This window comes from Methylacidimicrobium cyclopophantes (assembly GCF_902143385.2).
GTDB classification, from domain to species: domain Bacteria; phylum Verrucomicrobiota; class Verrucomicrobiia; order Methylacidiphilales; family Methylacidiphilaceae; genus Methylacidimicrobium; species Methylacidimicrobium cyclopophantes.
The window spans coordinates 1-18,899 of sequence record NZ_CABFUZ020000083.1; the positions used below are offsets into that span (position 1 = coordinate 1).

Genomic DNA, 18,899 nt, shown 5'->3' on the forward strand with positions numbered 1-18,899 from the left:
AAGCCGTGGCGGCCGCTTTGCAGGGAGGAAAGCGGCTCTTCTATGTCGGTGCCGGAACGAGCGGGCGATTGGGAGCACTCGATGCGAGCGAACTGCCGCCCACCTTCGGTATCTCCCCCGACCGAGTGCAAGCCATTCTGGCCGGAGGGCCCGATGCATTTTTCCAGAGCAGGGAAGGGGCCGAAGACGATCGAGAAGCGGGCGCTCGCAGCCTGATCGACCGCGGCGTCCGGGACGGAGACGTCGTTTTCGGGATTACCGCGAGCGGCCGGACTCCTTTCGTTTTGGGCGCGCTCGAACAAGCGTCTTCCCTCGGAGCCTTCCCGATGCTTCTCAGCTGCAATCCGCACCGCCCGCCTGCTCCCTGTGTTCGCCTTGCGATCGATCTGGCGACCGGTCCGGAGATCGTCGCCGGCTCGACTCGGCTCAAGGCGGGGACGGCAACGAAGCTGGTGCTCAACCTTCTCTCGACCATTGCGATGATCCGGACCGGACGGGTTCGGGACAATCTGATGGTCAACGTGCAGCCGATCAGTGAAAAACTTCGCTATCGGGCTCTCCATCTCGTCATGGACCTGGTTCCCTGCGGAGAAGAGGAAGCACTCGGGCGCCTGGAACGCACGGGTTGGCGGGTGACCGCCGCCGTGGACCTTGCGAAGCCCACTGGAAACTCCGATCAGCCGGCCGACGAGGAGAGCGGGGGAAGACCTTGTCGCGGACAGAGCGAGAGGAGTTCGCAGTGAAGACAATCCGGCTTGCGGGCTCGACAGCGTTTTCGGCCGTGGAAGATGAGGCGGTTACTGAACGCAATCCACTCTCTTCGAGGGATTCGCTGCATCAGGTCGATTTCGATTCGTTTTGGAAGCTTCTGGTCGGTCAGACCGAGCCGGTAGGAGACACGTGCGACATGAGTATCGACGACGATGCCGAGGGGCAGGCCGAAGCCATTTCCTAAAACGACATTGGCTGTCTTGCGTCCGACGCCAGGCAGCTCCGTCAACTCTTCCATTGTCTTCGGTACCCGGCCTCCCCAGCGTTCCGTGAGAATCGCAGCGGTCCTACGGATATGCCGCGCCTTGCTTCGAAAGAAGCCGAGACGTTTTAGGGCCTCTTCCATCTCTTCCTGAGAAGCGGCGGCATAACTTGCCGCATCCGGGAATCGAGAGAAAATGTCTGCGGTCACTCGATTGACCTGCCGGTCGGTGCAGCGTGCGGAAAGAATCGTAGCGATCAGCAGCTCGAGCGGATTCCGGTAGTGGAGGGCTGGTCGGGTCTCCGGATAGGCCTCGGCGAGCCGGCGGCAAATGGCCGCGATTCTCCTTTGCTCCGATCGGGTCAGAACGGAGGAGGGATTTGTACCGGAGAGAGGCGGCGGGGAGCCGGAGACTTCACGCGCGACGGGCACGACCGGCCTCCCTCGCAATCAGATCGTAATCAGAAGTTCCCTGGATGACGACATCGGCGAATGACCCCGGAGGCAACTTCGGGGAGACGAAGACCGTTCCGTCTACATCCGGAGCGTCGGCGGCGGATCGGGCGAGCCCGGGAAAATCGACCAGCACCCGGATCTTTCGTCCGATGCTCTCGGGAGCGCGGCTCCTTACGACTTCTTTTTGCCGTGCCATGAGTTCTTGCCACCGCCGTTTTTTCTCGGCGGCGGAAACTTGGCCTTCCAGCCCGGCGGAACGGGTTCCCTCCTCCTGCGAATAGGAGAAGACGCCGAGCCGTTCGAAGCGGGCTTCGCCGACGAATTGGAGTAATTTCTGAAAGTCGTCCTCGCTCTCTCCGGGGAAGCCGACCAAGAAGGTCGTCCGGACCGCTGCCCCCGGGATCCCTTGACGAAGAGCGGCGAGCAGCTCGCGCAGTTGCGCCTCGGAGGTCCCCCGCTGCATCCGCCGGAGGACTGCGTCGGAAATATGCTGAAACGGGACGTCGATGTAGGGAACCACCTTGCGGGCGGCGGCAAAGGCTTCGATGAGTCGGTCGTTCCAGTGCGCGGGATGCGTATAGAGAACTCGGATCCAGAACTCCCCCGAAATCCGGTCGAGGGCGAGAAGAAGATCGGCGAGGGTGCCGTCGGTCGTAGGAGAGCTTGCGGTCTTTTCGTTTCGGAGGCGATCTCTGCCGAAATAGGTCGAATCCTGGGAGATGAGAATGACTTCCCGGACGCCGCGGGCAATGAGCTCTTCCACTTCGTGAACGATCGAGGCGATCGACCGACTTCGAAATCGACCTCGGATCCGAGGGATGATGCAGAAGGTGCAGGGGTGATTGCACCCCTCGGCGATCTTGACGTAGGCCAAGTGGCTCGGAGTGAGCGGAAAACGAGGAGAGGAAAAGTCGGGCAGAAATCGGGAATCCGGGGAGATCGCGTCGCGACGAGCGCTCTTTTCCGGCCGGAGGAGGAGATGGGAAACATGTTCGGCGATCTTGTCGACCTCATCGAGACCGAGAAAGAGATCCACTTCCGGAAGGAGAGAGGGAAGATCTTCGCGATAGCGCTGGGAGAGGCATCCGGTAACCACGATCTTTTGTTGCCGGAGCCTTCCGGAAACCTCGCGCTCCCGATGGGAAGCGAGGATCGTCCGGATCGCTTCTTCCTTTGCGGGGTCGATGAATCCGCAGCTATTGATGATCAGAACATCGGACGAAGCCGGCTCGAACGAGACCGCCGCACCCGCTTCCGCCAATCGTCCGAGCATGATTTCGGCATCGATGAGGTTCTTGGGACACCCGAGCGGAATCATCCCGACGGTGGTCCCCTCAAGCGAGGAGGAGGTCATGGAGTCGGCAGAGTGAGTTCCTGCGAGGGAGAGGCGTTGGAAGCCATGGAGACCATCTGACCGTCCAGGACGATGTCGACGAGAGCGCTGTTGGCCACCTTGATCTGGAACTTGGGGCCGAGAAATTCCTTCCGCTCCCCGGCGTGCAAGACGCCCGCAAAAAGCTGCCGACTGCGCCCATTCTCGATGACATTGACGCGCACCCACGATTCCTTCTTGGCTTGGAGCACGAGGTGGTAGGCCTTCGTCTCGGAGGGAAAAGCCACGGAAGAGGGGGCGGCCGCACCCGAAGCTTCTGCCGGCTTCGTTTCTTGGTCGTTCGTATCCTCTTCTTCCGGCGATTCCTCAACGGGAGCCTGCGGCGGAGAAGACGACGGCGACGCCTCCTCCGGGCTACCCTGTCCTTCGACCGGGTGAACGGGAATCGCTCGGGCGATGCGGACCGGAGGGGAGGCAACCTCCGGTGGTTGCGAGGGGGCCGCATTCACGGGGAGAGCCCGGCGGATCTCCACGACTTCCGGAGGCGGAGGAGGAAGTGGTTCCCGCTTTCGGATTTCCGCGCCGACCGGACGGCGGGCGGCCCGTCCTTCCGGCGAAAGCTCCAGGCCGGTAATTTCCTTCGGTTCGGAGGATGGAGCTCTCCTGTACGAGGCTACCTGGTAGACACGGTAAGCGCCGACCGCGCACATGAGGGCGAAGAGTCCCGCCGCGACCAAGAATGCCACGAGTTGGGGCGTGATCCAGCGACGCTTCGGGGCTTGCACCCGACCCATCAGCAAAAGCGGCTTCGCCGTGGGAAACGGACCTCGTCGCATCGGCCAAAACGCCTGGTCGAGTTGATCGAGCAATGCCTTCTCATCTAATTGGAGAACACGCGAATAGGTGCGAAGAAAATTGCGCACATAGGCCGGAGCCGCAAAGCTGCGATAGTCATCCTGCTCCAGAGCCGCGATCTGCTCTGGCAAGATCTTTGTGGCTTTGGAAGCCGTCTGAATACTCCAGCCGAGTGCCTCGCGGGCCTCTTGGAGCTGATGGCCGATGCTCTTCCCGCCGGGAAGCCTTTTCCTCTTTTCGAGTGCCATGACGGAGCACGCCTTTATGCTGTCGGGACTGGGCCGTCAAGATCGGCGAGGATTTCCCGAGGCTTGGCACCGTTTTCCGGGCCGACCAATCCTCGATCTTGGAGAAGATCCATTACCCAGGCCGCTCGATTGTAGCCGAGCCGTAAGCGTCGCTGCAGGAGAGAAGTGCTGGCTCGTCTCTCTTGCCAGATGATTTCCAGGCATTTCTGGACGAGCTCTCGATCCGAGTCCGATAAGTCGCTCGTGGGAGATTCCCCGGAAAGCTGGTCGTGGAGCTCATTCTCCATCGTTGGCCCTCCCTGGGCACGAACATAATCCACGACCTCGGCAACCTCCTCTTCCGAGACATATGCGCCCTGACCTCGGACCACTTGCCCTACGCCCGGAGGCAGATAGAGAAAATCCCCTTTTCCCAAAAGATTCTCTGCACCATTTTCGTCCAAGATCACTCGGGAGTCAAGCGAACTGCTGACCTGGAAAGCGATCCGGCAAGGAATGTTGGCCTTGATGACCCCGGTCACCACCTCTCTCCGCGGCGTTTGGGTTGCGACGATCAGATGGATCCCGGCCGCCCGGGCCTTTGCCGAAAGCCGCGCGATCGCGACTTCCACGTCCGCGGAGGCCGTCTGCATCAAGTCGGCTAACTCGTCGACGATTACGGCGATGGCGGGGAGCGGGCGGGGCAAATCGCTCTCGGAGGCCTTTTCGCCGGGTCCTTCCCCAGAAGCGGAGGAGGATTTCCGCGAAGAAGCGAGGCCTTTGCGCATCTGCGCGTTGTAGGCGGCTATGTTACGGACGCCTGCTGCAGCCAACAACTTGTAGCGCTTATCCATTTCGACGATCACCCACTTGAAAGCGGTAATCACCTTTTTCGGGTCGACGACGACCGGTACGATCAAGTGCGGGATGCCGTTGTAGATCTGCAGTTCGACCTGCTTGGGATCCACCAGGATGAGGCGCAACTCTTCGGGTCCGAAGCGATAGAGCAAAGAGAGCAAAATCGAGTTCACGCAAACCGATTTTCCCGAACCCGTCGCTCCGGCGATCAGCAGGTGCGGCATTTCGGCGAGATCGGCGATCAGCGGGTTTCCGTAGACATCTTTCCCGAGAGCGATCGGCAGACGAGCTTGGCTCTGCTGAAAATCCGGAATCCCGAGAATCTCGCGGAGAACCACGGCTGATTTATTCGGATTCGGGATCTCGATCCCAACGCTGTCCTTTCCGGGGATCGGGGCCAGAATATGAATTTTTTCGGCCCGCGTTGCACGGGCGACATCTCTCTGCAAGCTCAGGATCCGATCGACGCGGACTCCTTCCGCCGGGTAGAGCTCGAAGCGAATGACCGTGGGTCCCTTCGTGATCGTCCCAAGGGTCGTTTCGATGCCGAAGCTGGCGAGCGTCCTCACCAGGAGCTCTCCCGTCGCTCGAAGATCGGCGTCACCGGGCCCGCCTTTGCGAGGAGCGGAACTTTCCCGAAGCAGGCGTAAGGGCGGGCGGCAATAGTCCGTCGAGTCTGTGGAGGCGGCCGCCCAGGGGAGTGGCTCCTCCGGCCGTTTGCGAATCGAATCGAGGATGGGCGGAGAAGGGGTGTGCGCCGGCGTGCGCTCCGCCGCATCGACGATCTCGGGGGCGAGCGTCGCGCGTCTGGTGGCCAAGCGGTTCTCCTTTCCGGAGATCTTCCGAGAGAGTAGCTTCTCTTCTTCCGCGAGTTTTCGCTCGGCAATCTCGAGTTGGCCGCGAACTCCCTCGCGCCGGAGGCGCTCTTCCCGATAGGAGGCCCACCGCTCCTCGGCCCAATGCACGAGACGGACGAGACTGCGAACCGGCTCGGCTTCGTAGAGAATGATGAGCAACAGGAGGCAGGCGAGGCCCAGAAAGATCTCGCTTCCCGTCCTCCCGAGAGCCGGGGAAAGGAGGGCGCGGTCGAGCAGCTCCCCGACGAAGCCTCCGGTGCTCCCGATGTTCGCTCGCACCCGCCACTCGGCCCCGAAATAGGGCTGAACATTGAACAATCCCGCGGCCGCGATCAGGAAGAGTAGCGTCCAGAGGAGCTTGCGTCTCCAGACCACTCGTGCTTGGAGGCTGAAGGCCAAGCCCGCGGTCAAGAGCAGAAACGGGATCAGGAAGGCTCCGAGTCCGAAGAACGAGTAGAGGGCAAAGGCTGTGTACGCACCCACGGGTCCGATCGCGTTGGCCGCCTCCGCCGGACGAGGCCACTGATTGAAGGCGATATCGCTCGGCCGATAGGAAACGAGACTGAGCAGAAGGAGAAGCGCGATGCCGAAACAGAAGATGCTGCTTGTCTCCGCAAGCAAGCGACTCTTGGCTTTTTCCCAGAGCTTCACGGCGCACTCTATCTTCCCCGAAGGGAGGGGGGCAAACGGTTTCTGAAGCTCCCCACATGGCGAAAGCCAGAGGCTTGCACGCCGCTTTTGGTCCATCGATAGCTCTCGCGCGTCGGTCTGCGACGGGAAGAGACCGTTCTCGGGGAACTGCCGATGGTCCAAAGGAAAAAGTCCTTGCCTTTCCGCAGGCGTTGACGTTTGAGTGAAGGGAGTCTTGAGAGACCGGAGCACGGGCGGCCTCGGGAAGGAGGCACGCCGAAGGCTGCGGCAATGCAGGTCCTTCGGTGGACGCCGGTCGGCGAACGGTCGAGAGGTATTTATCCCATATAAGGAGGATTCCCTATGCCCTACGAGATCCCTCAACTTCCCTATTCGTTCGATGCGTTAGAGCCCTACGTCAACACGCTGACGATGGATTGTCACTACAATGGTCATCACAAGGCGTACGTCAGCAACTTGAACAAGGCTCTTGCAGAGCACCCCGCATTGGCGGAAAAAAGTCCCGAGGAGCTGATTCAGAATCTGGCCGCGATTCCGGAGAAGATTCGCACCGCGGTGCGCAACAACGGCGGTGGGCACGTCAACCATTCGATGTTTTGGAAGATGATGGCTCCTCGCGCCGGCGGCCTGCCTTCGGGGAAGCTTCTCGAGGCGCTGGCGTCCACGTTCGGCAGTTTCGCGGAATTTCAAGGCAAGTTCGAAGCAGCGGGCTTGGCCCGATTCGGCAGCGGTTGGGTTTGGCTCGTCCGCAACCAATCCGGGGCCCTCGAGGTCACTTCTACGGCGAATCAGGATAACCCGCTGATGGAGGGGAACTATCCCATTCTCGGCTGTGACGTATGGGAGCATGCCTACTATCTGAAGTATCAGTTTCGGCGCGGCGAGTGGCTGAAGGCGTTTTGGAATCTTGTGAATTGGCCGGAGATCGAAAGGCGTTTCGCTACGAAGGCGTCTTAGGCGCAATTCCGACCGCAGTCCGATCGATCGGTCTCCTCGGCATTGACTAAAAAGCGAGGAATTCGCCCGTGCCGAGGATCAAGTCCGCCAACAGGCCGAGCCCTCCATAGGTCACGGCGGCATTTCTCGGAAGAGAGCGGCGCATGGCGGCATAGGCGCAGGCGAAGAGCCGAAGGCGGGGACCGGCGCGGGGGAGAAGCATTTCCACCTCGCGAACTCCCTCGTCGATGCAGTAGAGGTAAATGTCGTCCCCGCACGCGCTTCGCTCTTTCAGAGTCTCGAGAAATCTCGTAAAGATGGGGCTCCTTCGATCGACGGTTAAGAGCAGGCAGAGTCGCCGCGGCGGGAGAGGATGGGAGATGGGAAGAGGAGCGCTCATGCCGAATGCCTCGAGTGAGGGCGAGTCCATAGCCTTGCGCCGCCGAGGGAGGAGGCGGCGCCAGGCGAATCTCCCGCTGTCTTTTTCTCGGTGCAAGAGGCGATTCGGGAGGGTTGTCTTTTTTGCGCTCTTGGCGCAGCTTGGAACGATGAGTCCGCTCTCGGCTTCGAGCGAAATGGATCGATCGACGGCTCCTCTGCGACTCTTGGCAGGCAGCGGCCGCTTGTCCGTCGAGGTGGCGCGGACGCATGAGGAGCTTTCTCGCGGGCTGATGTTCCGGCGCTCGTTGGACGAGGACGCGGGCATGCTCTTCCTGCTCCCGCGCGAGGGAGTGGCCTCGTTCTGGATGGCGAATACGACAATCCCTCTTTCCATAGCATTTCTGGATCGAAACGGCACCATCCTTGAGATGTACGATCTCCGGCCGCTCGATACTCGAATCGTTTCCAGCCAGAGCGCACGCGTCTGCTATGCTCTCGAGGTGAACCGGGACTGGTTCGTTCGCCATCATGTTCGTTTGGGGGAAACGGTCCGGCCGGAGGCCATGACATGGCGGCAACTCGCCGATCAGAAAGGGAATCCGTGAATCTTTTCAGCGATTATCACATGCATCCACAGGGGCATCGTCTGCAACGCTACGACAGCGCCTTGCTCGATCCTTGGTCGAAAGCAGCGCGGGAGCGAGGGATTCGAGATTTTGCGATTACCGACCATGACCGCTACCATGAGGGGGTCGATTTCGAGGCCTTTCGGCGATGGCGTGAGCAAAATGACGACCTGACGATTCGCATGGGGATTGAGCTCGATAACGATCCCCAGAGCAGCGAGGCCGGAGTCGCATGGGTACAACGGAATTGGGAGAAGCTCGACTTCGTGTTGGGCTCCGTCCACTTTCTGGACAATTGGCCGTTTGACCGAGCCGGGGAAGACGTCGGCTTTTCACGGCGACCGATCGAAGAGATTTATCGGGAATATGCCGTTGCTTTACGCAAGCTCGTGGAGCGAGGCTGGATCGATTGCCTGGCGCATTTGGACCTGATCAAAATCTTCGGATTTCGTCCCAAAACCGACTTCCTCGGCTACTTCGAGGAGGTTTTGGTTCTCGCGAGAGAGAAGGACCTGGCGCTGGAGATCAGTACGGCGGGTTGGAGGAAGCCGGTGGGCGAAGCCTATCCCGACGAGGCAATCCTGCGGCGGGCCAAGGATCTGGGCATCCCCTTTACCTTGGCTTCGGATGCCCACTCGCCCTTTCACATCGGAGAAGATTATGATCGATTGGCCCAATTGCTCGAAAAGTTGGGGATTCGCGAGGTCGCCCTTTTTCAGTCGCACGAGCGCCGGCTAGTGCCCCTTGCGGCTGTCGGCTAAGACCGGAGAGCGGAGAGCACTTGCGGTTGCATTGCCGACGAGCCGTCGCGAATGCGGAAAAAAGCCTTCGCCAAGAGAGTCGGAGCGTCAAGGACGCCGAGAGTGGGGCGGTAGTGCAGGGTGTCGAAGGCGAGGTCGACGATCTTTTCGAGAATACGCCGGCCGCTATGCCACGTGAGCTCGATTTCCCAGCGGAGTGGGCTAGAGAGCGTCTTCATGAGTCCGTAGCCTCCGTCGAAAAGCCGAAAGGCTCTTTCCACCTCCATAGCGAGCAATCTTCGAAATGCCGGACCGGCGCATCGGGCGAAGAGGCTTTCTTCGCTGACCCCAAATTCCGCCATTTCGTCTTCCGGGAGATAGATGCGATCCTTGAGGAGATCGACGGAGAGGTCCTGCCAAAAGTTCGTGACCTGTAGGGCCGTGCAGATTGAGTCCGAGGCGGCGAGCTGTTCCTCCCTGCGTTGTCCATGAATCAGCAAGACGAGCCGACCGATCGGATTGGCGCTACGCCGGCAATAGTCGGAAACTTCCGCAAAGGAGGCGTAGCGCCGCTTTTCTACATCCTGTGCGAAAGCACTGAGCAGATCGAGGAAGAGTTGGATCGGCAGGTCGAAGCGGCGTATCGTGTCATGAAGAGCGACAAAAACCGGCTCTTCCGCCGCGTCCTCCGGGTTGCGAAGCGCCTCTTCGAAGTGGCGGAGGGCGGCAAGGCGGCCCGGAACGGTTCGCTCGGGCGGTATGGGGCCCGCAGGCGAGCCGTCGTATCCTTCGTCGGCGATGTCGTCGGCCAACCGAGCAAAAGCATAAATCGCGTGGATATGAGGACGTAATGGGGGGCTGATCAAGAGTCCGACAGGAAAGTTCTCGTAATGACGAGCGATGCGGCGGCAGGCGGCATAGGCCGTTTCGAGAGTCACGTGCTCCTTCTTTTCCGAAAGAGCGGGCTTGTCAACAGGGAATGGACAGGCCGGAGACGAACGGAGTCGTAGGGAATCTCTCTTTTTTATTTTTTATGCCGGCTTTGTACATAGGGCTGACCGGCGGAATCGCCGCCGGCAAATCGACCACCTCGGAGCTGCTTCGACGAGCGGGATGGTTCGTCGTCGACTGCGACGAGATTGCCCGAGAGTTGCTGGCGCCGGGCGAGAAAACCTGGCAAAAACTGGTTGACGCCTTCGGCGAGCAGATCTTAAATGTCGATAAGACTATCGATCGAAGAAAGCTCGGGTCGATGGTTTTTCGTTGTTCTCAGCTGCGGGAAACGCTAAACGAGCTCACTCACCCAGCGATCGCCGAAAGGTGGCGCAAGGAAGTGAAGGATTTTAGGGCTCGGAACCCAAACGGAAAAATAGCTGTTTCGGTTCCTCTCTTATACGAAGTGGCCCTCGAAGGAGAGTTTGAGAGGATTCTCTGCGTAGGTTGCTCCTACGCGACGCAAGTGCGGCGGCTCCTGGCGCGTGGTTTGGAAAGGGAGGAAGCGGAGGCACGGATCCGGAGTCAGTGGCCGATCGAAAAGAAGGCGGCGCGCAGCGATGCGCTTCTCTGGAACGACGGTTCGTTGAAACTTCTTGAGCAACAGCTTTCTCGATTCGTACTCGCTTGCGCAGCATCTTGAAACCTCGCCTCTCCTCGAAAGGCGGAAGGGGAGGCCGAATCCGATGGCGGGTGCAGGAGAGGAAGAGCGCGTTTGCGTGAATGAGGGGGAGAGGGAAGCCTCAATGGAAAAAGAATGAATGCGGATGAAATCGAGCGGGAGAAGAGCGAAGCGATAAAGGCGGCACCGGTCGGGAGTCGCAATCCGGAAGAGGCGGCTCCCTCTAGCGAGGAGCGGCAGCCACGGGGCAACCATCCGGCGCGAGTCGGCGAATCGCGCGGCGCAGAACATCAAAATCGCAAAGAGGCGGGGAGCGAGTGGTCTCGTCCGAATGCCACCGGGCAGCCATTAAGCTTGAGCGAGTTGCAGCATCTTTCGTTTTCGGATCTTCAGCAGAGGGCGGCCGAATATCAGATCGAGAATCCCGGCTTGCTGCGGAAGCACGAGCTGATTTTCGAGATCTTGCGTCGTCATGCTCAGCGCAACGGTCCTATTTTCGGAGAGGGAGTCCTGGAAGTCCTCTCGGAGGGCTACGGGTTCCTGAGATCGCCCGCGTACAACTACTTTCCCTGTCCGGAGGATGTCTACGTCTCGCCGGCGCTCATTCGGCGCAACGGACTCAAAAAGGGGAACTTGGTCTCGGGTCCGATCCGCCATCCGAAGGAGAAGGAACGATACTTTTCGCTCTTGCAAGTCGATCTTGTCGAAGGCGAAGAGCCGGAAAAGGTCCGCAATCGCATCTTTTTTGACAATCTTACCCCGCTCTTTCCGAACCGACGGATTTTTCTCGAAGGGAAGTCCAAGGATCCCTCTCTCCGGGTCATCGATCTGGTTACTCCGATCGGCTTCGGTCAACGCGGCCTGATCGTGGCACCGCCGCGAACGGGGAAGACGGTCCTCATGCAGAAGATCGCCAATGGCATCAGCGAGAACCATCCCCAAGCGCATCTCATCGTCCTCTTGGTTGATGAGCGGCCGGAAGAGGTGACCGATATGGAGCGTTCGGTCCGAGGGGAGGTTATCAGCTCGACCTTCGATGAGACGCCGGAGCGGCATGTGCAGGTTGCGGAAATGGTAATCGAGCGGGCAAAGAGGTTGGCGGAGACCAAGGTGGACGTCGTCATCCTCCTCGATTCGCTGACGAGGCTGGCCCGCGCCTATAATACGCTCCAGCCGCACAGCGGAAAAATCCTCACGGGAGGCGTGGATGCCAACGCTCTCCAGAAGCCGCGGCGTTTTTTTGCGGCAGCACGCAACTTGGAAGAGGGCGGAAGCGTCACCATTTTGGCTACGGCGCTGATCGACACCGGTTCGAAAATGGACGACGTGATCTTTGAAGAATTCAAGGGTACGGGGAATATGGAAGTCCATCTCGACCGAGCCCTGGTCGACAAACGCATCTATCCCGCGATCAACATTGCCAAGTCGGGGACACGGAAAGAGGAGCTCCTCTACCATCCGGACGAGATCGCGCGCATCCACGTTTTGCGGCGTGCCCTTTCCTCCGTTCCGCCCGTGGAAGCCATGGAGCTCTTGCTCGAGCGGTTGCGCAAGACGAAGAGCAATGTCGAATTCCTCCTTTCGATGAATTTGAAGGAGTAGGTTCGCCTTCCCGGCTTTCTATGAGCTATATGAAGATCCTGGTCACCGGCGGAGCCGGCTATGTCGGGAGCGTCTGCGTCGAATTTCTTTTGAACGCCGGCATTTCCGCAATGGTCGTGGACAACCTCTCGGAAGGACACCGGACGGCCGTCGATGATCGGGCCGGATTTTGCCGACTCGATTTGGGGGACCGGGACGGGCTGCTGCGCTTGTTCCAAAGAGAAAAGCCGGACGCGGTCATTCACTTCGCGGCCAGGGCACTCGTGGCCGAATCGATGCGGGATCCATCCGCTTACTTTCGGAACAATGTCTGCCATGGGATCCACCTCCTCGACGCCATGGTCGCGACCGGGGTGCGGAAGATCGTCTTCTCTTCCACCTGTGCGGTTTATGGACTTCCCCTCAAGATCCCGATCGAAGAGCGGGGAGAGACCAAGCCGATCAACCCGTACGGAGAGTCCAAGCTCTGCTTCGAAAAGGTGCTTCGTTGGTATGCCGAGATTCACGGGATCGTGCCGCTGGTGTTACGGTATTTCAACGCCGCTGGTGCTTCGGAACGGTACGGAGAAGACCATAAGGAAGAGACGCACTTGATCCCTCGGGTCTTGCAGGTCGCTTTGGGGCGAAGAAGATCGGCGGAAATTTACGGCAATGGCTTCTCGACCCCCGATGGGACTGCGATCCGGGATTACGTGCATGTGCGCGACTTGGCTTCCGCCCATCTCGCCGTCCTGCGAAGGGAGCAGCCTTGCCTCTACAATGTGGGAACCGGAGAGGGATATTCCGTCTTGCAGGTAATCGAAATGGCCCGCAAGATCACGGGAGCCCCGATCCCGTATGAAGTCCGACCAGCTCGCGCGGGCGATCCTCCTCGTCTGGTGGCGAACGTCCACAAGATTCGCCAGGAGCTTTCTTGGCTTCCGGAGCACTCTCGCCTTGCGGAAATCGTCGAGAGCGCTTGGCGGTGGCATCGGACGCATCCTGACGGCTATCAGGATCGGGAGGATTAGGGCTGGAATCTCTCCTTTCCCCATCCTTCGTTTCGCAAAGCGGAGAGGGAAAGAGTTGCAGAGAGAAGGCATTCCGCGCGGATTCTCGCTCTTTTCCCTTGTGGGGAAGACGATCCGACGGTAGAGGAAGACGATGGTCGGCAAGGGCCGCGAGATGCAGGAGGACGCATGCTGCAATCCGCTGATCATGAGCGACGTCGCCTTCGGCAACGCGGGAAGGCGAGTCGAAGTTCGATCGCGGATTGCCTTGGTTCGAGTTTTCGGCCCCTATTCGAAGAACGGGGCTGCGGAAAAGCTTCGGCGGATTTCCCGAGTCGCCGTGCCCGCCCTGTCGGCACTGCTCGCGTTTCTCCCTCCCGCCGGGTCGGCGGATGGGATCCGCATTGATCGCAATGAGCGGCCGAACGAGGCGATTGTCCGGGTGATTTCGTATCAGGAAGATGGTCCGGGCATCGTTCGGATGACCGGGACCGGCTTTTTTGTCAACGCTCATGGGCAACTCATCACGAATCGTCATCTCCTATCTCGGGCTCTCTTTTGCGCCGTTCTCGGGCCCGACGAAGAGCCTCTTCGAGTCGAGCGAGTCTTGGCGGAAGCAGGCGATCTGGTTTTGGTGCAAATCGCTCTTCCTTCCGGAGGAAAGGTCGGGGCATTGCCGCTTCGGAAGAGCCCTCCCGTTCCGGGGGAACCGATCCGGATCGAAGGATACCCTCTCGGCATTGGTCCGACGACTTCTTCTGGAAAGGTGGTCGGGTTTCGTCAAAGGCCCTACCAGGGAAGCCGTTCCTTCGAGGTCGATGCCCCGATTTTCGTCGGCAATAGCGGAGGGCCGGTTCTCGATGATCGCGGGCAGGTAGTAGGAGTGTCGACCTTTCGTTTGCGGGAGGGACAGAACCCATTCGGCGGCGCGCTCTGTCCCCATGTTTTGATGGAAGAGAGTCGGATCGTAGATCTTCCCTTTGCGGACTGGTCGAGGCGAACGAGGGGGGGGACGAGAGTGGCGGGTGCAGCGGCAAAAGGGTGGAGGGCTCTGCAGCGCGGAGAAATCCAATCGGCCCGCCACTTTTTCTTGTCCGCCCTCCGGAATCAACCAAGAGCCCCTTTGCTGAACCAGGGTCTCGCCGAAGCGCTTCTGGAAAGCGGGAGGCCGAAAGAAGCAGCCTTGGCTCTCTCCACGGCGATCGAGGAGAGGCCGAAGGATTTCCTGGCGCACCTCCGACTCGCTTCCGTCTACCGCCGCTTGGGGAAAGCGGAGTCGGCAGCGGCCGAGGACGCCATAAGCCGAAGGATCGAAGGTGCCATCTTCTTGCGAATTCGGACGGAAGTAGCGGCTCGAGAGCAAGCCGGCCTTCCCGGTCTCTGGCAAAAGGCCCGTTTCATCCTCCAGGGCCCTGCGGAGCCACGGGCGAATTAGAAGCCGTGGGCCGGCGGAGTTCCGGATCGCCCCTGCTCTCTCTCGATTTCCTGGAGGATGCGCAAGATGCGATCCCCTCGTTCTAGAGAATCGTCGAGGCGAAAGGTGAGTTGCGGCGTAAACTTGGACTGGAGTTTTTTCCCGAGAAGACGTTGCCACTCCCTGCGATGACGATGGAGCAGGGAGAGCAGCTCTTCCTTCGGAATCGGAGCTTCCCAGGCGCTGACAAAAACAAAGGCCTCCTTAAGATCGCTTGTCGTTTCGACAGCCGAGATGGTGAGGAGCAGCCCTTCCAGCGAAACTTCTCTTCGAAAATATTGGGAGAGTTCTTTTCGGATGACTTCAGACACCCGGATTGTTCGATGTGTACCCATGATAGCGACTCCGAATGGGAATGGTTTTCGGACGACGAGAGTGGGCGGACCGCAGGTTGCCGAGCGATCGGGGAGGAGGACGCAGGCGGCCTTCCGGCTCTTCCGGAAGAAGTCGAATCGGCATCGACCGATGGAGGTTGGATGGGGCTTGCAATCAAGCCGCGATCATCAGAGGCTTTGGGGCACCCGTTCCAGCTGATAGCACTGGATGATGTCGTTCGGCTCGTAGTCATCGAAATTCCCCAGGCGCATGCCGCACTCGAGGCCCGCGCGAACTTCCGGGACTTCGTCTTGAAAGCGTTTGAGGGTTTGGATGCTTCCGTCGTAAATGGGTTGCTTGCCGCGGAGAACGCGTGCTTGCGCTTTGCGGACCATCCGGCCCGATTGCACCAGTACGCCCGCGACCGAAAATTTATTGAGCTCGAACACCTTCTTGACTACCGCAGTTCCGAGCACCGTTTCGCGCAGTTCCGGCTCCAACAGTCCGGCCATAGCATCGCGAACCTGGTCGACCAGCTCGTAAATCACGCTGAAGAGCTTGATCTGCACTCCTTCGCGCTTTGCGGCTGCAGCGGCGGCGCTATCGGTTTTGACATTGAAGCCGATTACGATGCCTTCCGAAGCTTTGGCGAGGAGAATGTCCGATTCAGTGACGGGTCCGGCTGCCGCATGGATGATCGAAAGCTCGACTTTTTTGCTCGGAATCTTTTGCAATTGGCCGACCAGCGCTTCGATCGATCCCTGGGTATCCGCTTTGAGCACCAGGTGCAGCGTCTTACGCTGCCCTTCGGCGATCGCCTCGAAGAGATTCTCCAGAGTGATCTTCGGGCCCTCTTCCTGCTTCGGCCGTTTCAATGCGCCCTGACGTTCTTCGGCAATTTGTCGTACCTTGCGTTCCTCGCTTTCGACGATCAACTCTTCTCCCGGAGAAGGGAGACCGTTTAGGCCCAGGACCTTAACAGGGGTCGAAGGGGTCGCTTCCCGGACCGTCTTCCCCAAATCGTTGATCAACGCCCGAACCTTTCCCCAATAGGGGCCACAGATCACGATTTCGCCCGTGCGGAGGGTGCCTTTTTGGACCAGGATGGTTGCCGTCGGTCCACGGCCCGTCTCCATCTGCGCCTCGATGACCCGTCCGACCGCCGGTCCCTCGAAGAGAGCGTGCAACTCGAGAACTTCGGCTTGGAGAAGGATCATTTCGAGAAGGTGGTCGATTCCTTTCCCCTTGAGAGCGGAAACTTCGCAAAAAATCGTATCCCCCCCGAACTCTTCGGGAACCAATCCGCGCTCCTGGAGCTGCGTTTTGACACGAAGCGGGTTGGCGCCGGGGACGTCGATCTTGTTGATGGCAACCAAAATGGGAACTCCCGCCGCCCGAGCATGATCGATCGCCTCGATCGTTTGGGGCATCACTCCGTCATCCGCCGCTACCACCAGGACGACGATGTCCGTAATCGAAGCCCCGCGAGCTCGCATCGCGGTAAAGGCTTCGTGTCCCGGCGTATCGATAAAGGTGATTGTCTTCCCTCCGCGCTGGATCGTGTAAGCGCCGATGTGCTGGGTGATTCCTCCCGCTTCTCCCGCTGCAACGCGGGTGTGCCGGATTGCATCGAGGAGCGTCGTTTTTCCGTGATCGACGTGGCCTAAGAAAGCCACGACGGGAGAGCGCGGTTGCAATTCCGATTTTTTGGTCGGAGCCGGCTGAGTCTCTTCCACCACCTTCGGGGCTGGCGGCGGAGGTCCGTGGCGCTCCTTGCGCTCCGTCAGGATCTCGAAGCCCATGCGAGCCGAAACTTTCCTGGCGACATCTTCGTCCAAGAGCTGGGTCAGGGTCGGGAAGATGTTCAACTCCATGAGGTGGTGAATCAGTTGGAACGGCTTGATTTCCAAAAGACCCGCCAACTCCCGAACAGCGATCGGCCCACGGAGGACGATTGCTTTCTTCGGCGTCTCGGCGGCCATGGCCGATTCTTTGCCGGAGACGGGAGCAGTCGAAGTCGAAGGCTCTTCCACGGCGGTTCCTTGCCGCGAGTTCCTTGTGACATCGTCTTTCGGATCCGGAGCGAAAACGGCTTGTTTGGTCTTTGGCATGAATTACTCGATATCTTAGGAAGCTTTGGCACAAAGCCGTGCATTTTCACGCAACTTTTTTACGGTTGCCAGGTCAAGTTCGGGAAGCACCGAGGCGAGATCGGTTTCTTCGCTCTCGGCTACGGCGGCAGGACTCAAGAAGCCCGCTCGAACGATCTGTTCCGCCGTCGACTGATCGACCGAAAGTGCGGTCGCCATCTCTTCGGTCGCCCGCGCCAGCTTTTGCGCGAAGTTTTCTTCGGCGGATTGCTCCCGGACGACGTCGATCTCCCATCCGGTGATCTTGCCCGCCAGCCAAGCGTTCTTCCCTTTGCGCCCCAGAGCGATGGAATAGTTTTCTTCATCCACCACCACTTTCACGCGCTTGCCCGCTTCGTCCAATTCGACGCTTTTGATCCGAGCCGGCTTGAGCGCTTCGACGGCCAATTCGGCAATGTCAGACGACCATCGAAACAGGTCGATCTTTTCGATGTGCAATTCCCGCACGATATTTTTGACCCGCGCACCGCGCACTCCCACGCAAGCTCCCACGGGATCGATCTTCGGGTTGGCGCTCCAGACCGCAATTTTCGTCCGAAATCCGGGTTCCCTGGCCATGGCCTTGATCTCGACCGTGTGGTCCGCTACCTCGCTCACTTCTAGTTCCAGCAGCCTGCGCACGAAGTTGGGGTGGCTGCGCGAGAGAAGAATTTGCGGACCATGCGGGGTGTTCTCCACGGCGAGGACGTAGGCTCGGATCCGGTCCCCGACCACATACTCCTCTCCAGGGACCCGCTCGCGTGCCGGCATGACTCCTTCATAGCGTCCGAGGTCGATGATCACGTCCGAACGGTCGAAGCGGCGCACGGTCCCCATGACGATGTGATCGACGCGATCCTTGAACTCCGCGAGGACCATTTCCCGCTCGATCGAGCGCAGGGCCTGATTGATCGACTGTTTGAAGACCTGCGCTGCGATGCGGCCGAAGTCCTTGGGCGTTACCTCTACGTCGATCAGCTGCCCCAGCTGCGCCGATGGGTCAATTTCCCTGGCGCGCTTGAGGGAAACCTGGCCTCGCGGATCGACGACCTTTTCCACGACCTCGAGGTTCGCCCGGGCCGTAATCTTGCCGGTTTTGGGATGGATCTCCACCCGCAAATCCCGCGCAGGACCGATGCTTTTTCGAGCCGCGGCAAGGAGAGCCGACTGCATGGCCTCCAGAAAGGCTTCCCGATGGATGCCCTTCTCCCTTGCCATGTATTCGATGATGGCCAAGACTTCTTGATTCATGACGCTCTCCGGCGATACTTCCAAAGAAAAAAAGTGGAAACCCTGCAAGTTTCCACCTTTTCCTTGCGGCAGAATCGCCTTGCCAAAAAAGTTACGGACGGTTCTCCCTACGGTCAAGGTTTGAATTATCGGGGCTCACTTCCGAAGGGAGCGGGCCCAAGGGAACGAGAGCGAAGTTTCATGGATGGCTGCGAACGCAACCCAAAGGCTGGACTCGGGTTGATCGCCGGACGCGGCATCTATCCCCTCTTGCTCGCTCGGGCCGCGCGCCGCGCAGGTGTCGAGCGGCTCAGCACCGTCGCCTTCGTGGGGGAGACCGACCCGGAGGTCGAGAGACTGAGCAGTCAGACCGAGTGGTTGCGGGTCGGACAGTTGGGGAGCATGATCCGGTTCTTTCGCGGCAGCGGCATCACGCGAGCGATTATGGCGGGTGCGGTCGCCCCATCGCATCTTTTTGACTTGCGGCCCGATCTCAAAGCTCTTTTGCTTCTGGCCCGTCTCAAGGTGAGAAACGCGGCGACCATCTTCGGAGCCATTGCGGAAGAGCTGCAGACGGCCGGGGTCGTGCTTTTGCCGGCTACCACGTATATGGAGGACGAGCTTGCGCCCGCGGGTCATTTCGGCGGTCCGC

17 protein-coding genes and 1 pseudogene are annotated in these 18,899 nt (G+C 59.7%); 9 read left to right on the plus strand and 9 right to left on the minus strand.

Going from position 1 to position 18,899, the window contains the following annotated elements:
* On the plus strand, positions 1 to 743 hold a 743-nt coding region (locus FN369_RS02295), incomplete at its 5' end, for an N-acetylmuramic acid 6-phosphate etherase (RefSeq protein ID WP_142524596.1).
* Here the strand turns inward: FN369_RS02295 and nth are convergent.
* Genes nth through FN369_RS02315 form a run of 4 tightly spaced genes read right to left on the minus strand, consistent with a single transcriptional unit; the run spans position 677 to position 6,210 of the window.
* Positions 677 to 1,339, minus strand: coding sequence for an endonuclease III (gene nth / locus FN369_RS02300; RefSeq protein ID WP_142524610.1), 663 nt, complete (start codon positions 1,337 to 1,339; stop codon positions 677 to 679). The genes FN369_RS02295 and nth overlap by 67 nt on opposite strands.
* 49 nt (positions 1,340 to 1,388) lie before the next feature.
* Positions 1,389 to 2,783: a 30S ribosomal protein S12 methylthiotransferase RimO gene (rimO, locus tag FN369_RS02305; RefSeq protein WP_246189489.1), complete on the minus strand. Its 1,395-nt coding sequence runs from the start codon at positions 2,781 to 2,783 to the stop codon at positions 1,389 to 1,391.
* The gene (locus FN369_RS02310; RefSeq protein ID WP_142524597.1) at positions 2,780 to 3,865 is read right to left on the minus strand and encodes a helix-turn-helix domain-containing protein; all 1,086 of its coding nucleotides are present in this window, start codon (positions 3,863 to 3,865) and stop codon (positions 2,780 to 2,782) included. The genes rimO and FN369_RS02310 overlap by 4 nt, the downstream gene beginning before the upstream one ends.
* Before the next feature lie 14 nt (positions 3,866 to 3,879).
* Positions 3,880 to 6,210 carry an FtsK/SpoIIIE family DNA translocase gene (locus FN369_RS02315; RefSeq protein WP_142524598.1) on the minus strand — a complete coding sequence of 777 codons (2,331 nt, stop codon included), beginning with the start codon at positions 6,208 to 6,210 and terminating at the stop codon, positions 3,880 to 3,882.
* 342 nt (positions 6,211 to 6,552) lie between these two features.
* Between FN369_RS02315 and FN369_RS02320 the strand changes: the two genes are divergently transcribed.
* The gene (locus FN369_RS02320; RefSeq protein WP_142524599.1) at positions 6,553 to 7,167 is read left to right on the plus strand and encodes a superoxide dismutase; all 615 of its coding nucleotides are present in this window, start codon (positions 6,553 to 6,555) and stop codon (positions 7,165 to 7,167) included.
* Positions 7,168 to 7,213: 46 nt separating this feature from the next.
* On the opposite strand, the gene FN369_RS11015 is transcribed toward FN369_RS02320, so the two are convergent.
* Positions 7,214 to 7,576, minus strand: a complete 363-nt coding sequence (locus FN369_RS11015; RefSeq protein WP_178087616.1) for a hypothetical protein — start codon at positions 7,574 to 7,576, stop codon at positions 7,214 to 7,216.
* Between the two features lie 118 nt (positions 7,577 to 7,694).
* Here FN369_RS11015 and FN369_RS11020 point away from each other — a divergent pair, with 118 nt between their 5' ends.
* Positions 7,695 to 8,132 (plus strand): DUF192 domain-containing protein, encoded by a 438-nt coding sequence (locus FN369_RS11020; RefSeq protein WP_178087617.1) that lies wholly within the window; start codon positions 7,695 to 7,697, stop codon positions 8,130 to 8,132.
* The gene (locus FN369_RS02330) at positions 8,129 to 8,914 is read left to right on the plus strand and encodes a histidinol-phosphatase HisJ family protein (protein WP_142524601.1); all 786 of its coding nucleotides are present in this window, start codon (positions 8,129 to 8,131) and stop codon (positions 8,912 to 8,914) included. Before FN369_RS11020 ends, FN369_RS02330 begins: the two co-directional genes overlap by 4 nt.
* On the opposite strand, the gene hpnC is transcribed toward FN369_RS02330, so the two are convergent.
* Complete coding sequence (hpnC, locus tag FN369_RS02335) at positions 8,911 to 9,831, minus strand: squalene synthase HpnC (RefSeq protein ID WP_142524602.1); 921 nt, start codon at positions 9,829 to 9,831, stop codon at positions 8,911 to 8,913. The genes FN369_RS02330 and hpnC overlap by 4 nt on opposite strands.
* A gap of 95 nt (positions 9,832 to 9,926) precedes the next feature.
* On the opposite strand from hpnC, the gene coaE reads away from it, so the two are divergent.
* The 4 genes from coaE to FN369_RS02355 all read left to right on the plus strand — a co-directional run bounded on the left by coaE (position 9,927) and on the right by FN369_RS02355 (position 14,534).
* Positions 9,927 to 10,529 (plus strand): dephospho-CoA kinase, encoded by a 603-nt coding sequence (gene coaE, locus FN369_RS02340; RefSeq protein ID WP_142524603.1) that lies wholly within the window; start codon positions 9,927 to 9,929, stop codon positions 10,527 to 10,529.
* A 114-nt stretch (positions 10,530 to 10,643) separates the two neighbouring features.
* The gene (gene rho / locus FN369_RS02345) at positions 10,644 to 12,110 is read left to right on the plus strand and encodes a transcription termination factor Rho (protein WP_178087618.1); all 1,467 of its coding nucleotides are present in this window, start codon (positions 10,644 to 10,646) and stop codon (positions 12,108 to 12,110) included.
* Positions 12,111 to 12,139: 29 nt separating this feature from the next.
* On the plus strand, positions 12,140 to 13,120 hold the full coding sequence (gene galE, locus FN369_RS02350; RefSeq protein WP_142524604.1) for a UDP-glucose 4-epimerase GalE: 981 nt from the start codon (positions 12,140 to 12,142) through the stop codon (positions 13,118 to 13,120).
* A 133-nt stretch (positions 13,121 to 13,253) separates the two neighbouring features.
* A complete protein-coding gene (locus tag FN369_RS02355) occupies positions 13,254 to 14,534 on the plus strand; it encodes a S1 family peptidase (RefSeq protein WP_142524605.1) in 1,281 nt (426 codons plus the stop codon).
* Here FN369_RS02355 and rbfA read toward each other — a convergent pair.
* The 3 genes from rbfA to nusA form a co-directional block, all read right to left on the minus strand.
* Complete coding sequence (gene rbfA, locus FN369_RS02360) at positions 14,531 to 14,908, minus strand: 30S ribosome-binding factor RbfA (RefSeq protein WP_142524606.1); 378 nt, start codon at positions 14,906 to 14,908, stop codon at positions 14,531 to 14,533. The two genes, FN369_RS02355 and rbfA, sit on opposite strands and share 4 nt — an antisense overlap.
* Before the next feature lie 168 nt (positions 14,909 to 15,076).
* Positions 15,077 to 16,999, minus strand: coding sequence for a translation initiation factor IF-2 (infB, locus tag FN369_RS02365; protein ID WP_142524607.1), 1,923 nt, complete (start codon positions 16,997 to 16,999; stop codon positions 15,077 to 15,079).
* Positions 17,000 to 17,014: 15 nt separating this feature from the next.
* Positions 17,015 to 18,268 (minus strand): transcription termination factor NusA, encoded by a 1,254-nt coding sequence (nusA, locus tag FN369_RS02370; RefSeq protein WP_142524608.1) that lies wholly within the window; start codon positions 18,266 to 18,268, stop codon positions 17,015 to 17,017.
* A gap of 180 nt (positions 18,269 to 18,448) precedes the next feature.
* Between nusA and FN369_RS02375 the strand changes: the two are divergent.
* A pseudogene (locus FN369_RS02375) lies at positions 18,449 to 18,899 on the plus strand (UDP-2,3-diacylglucosamine diphosphatase LpxI); the annotation flags it as partial.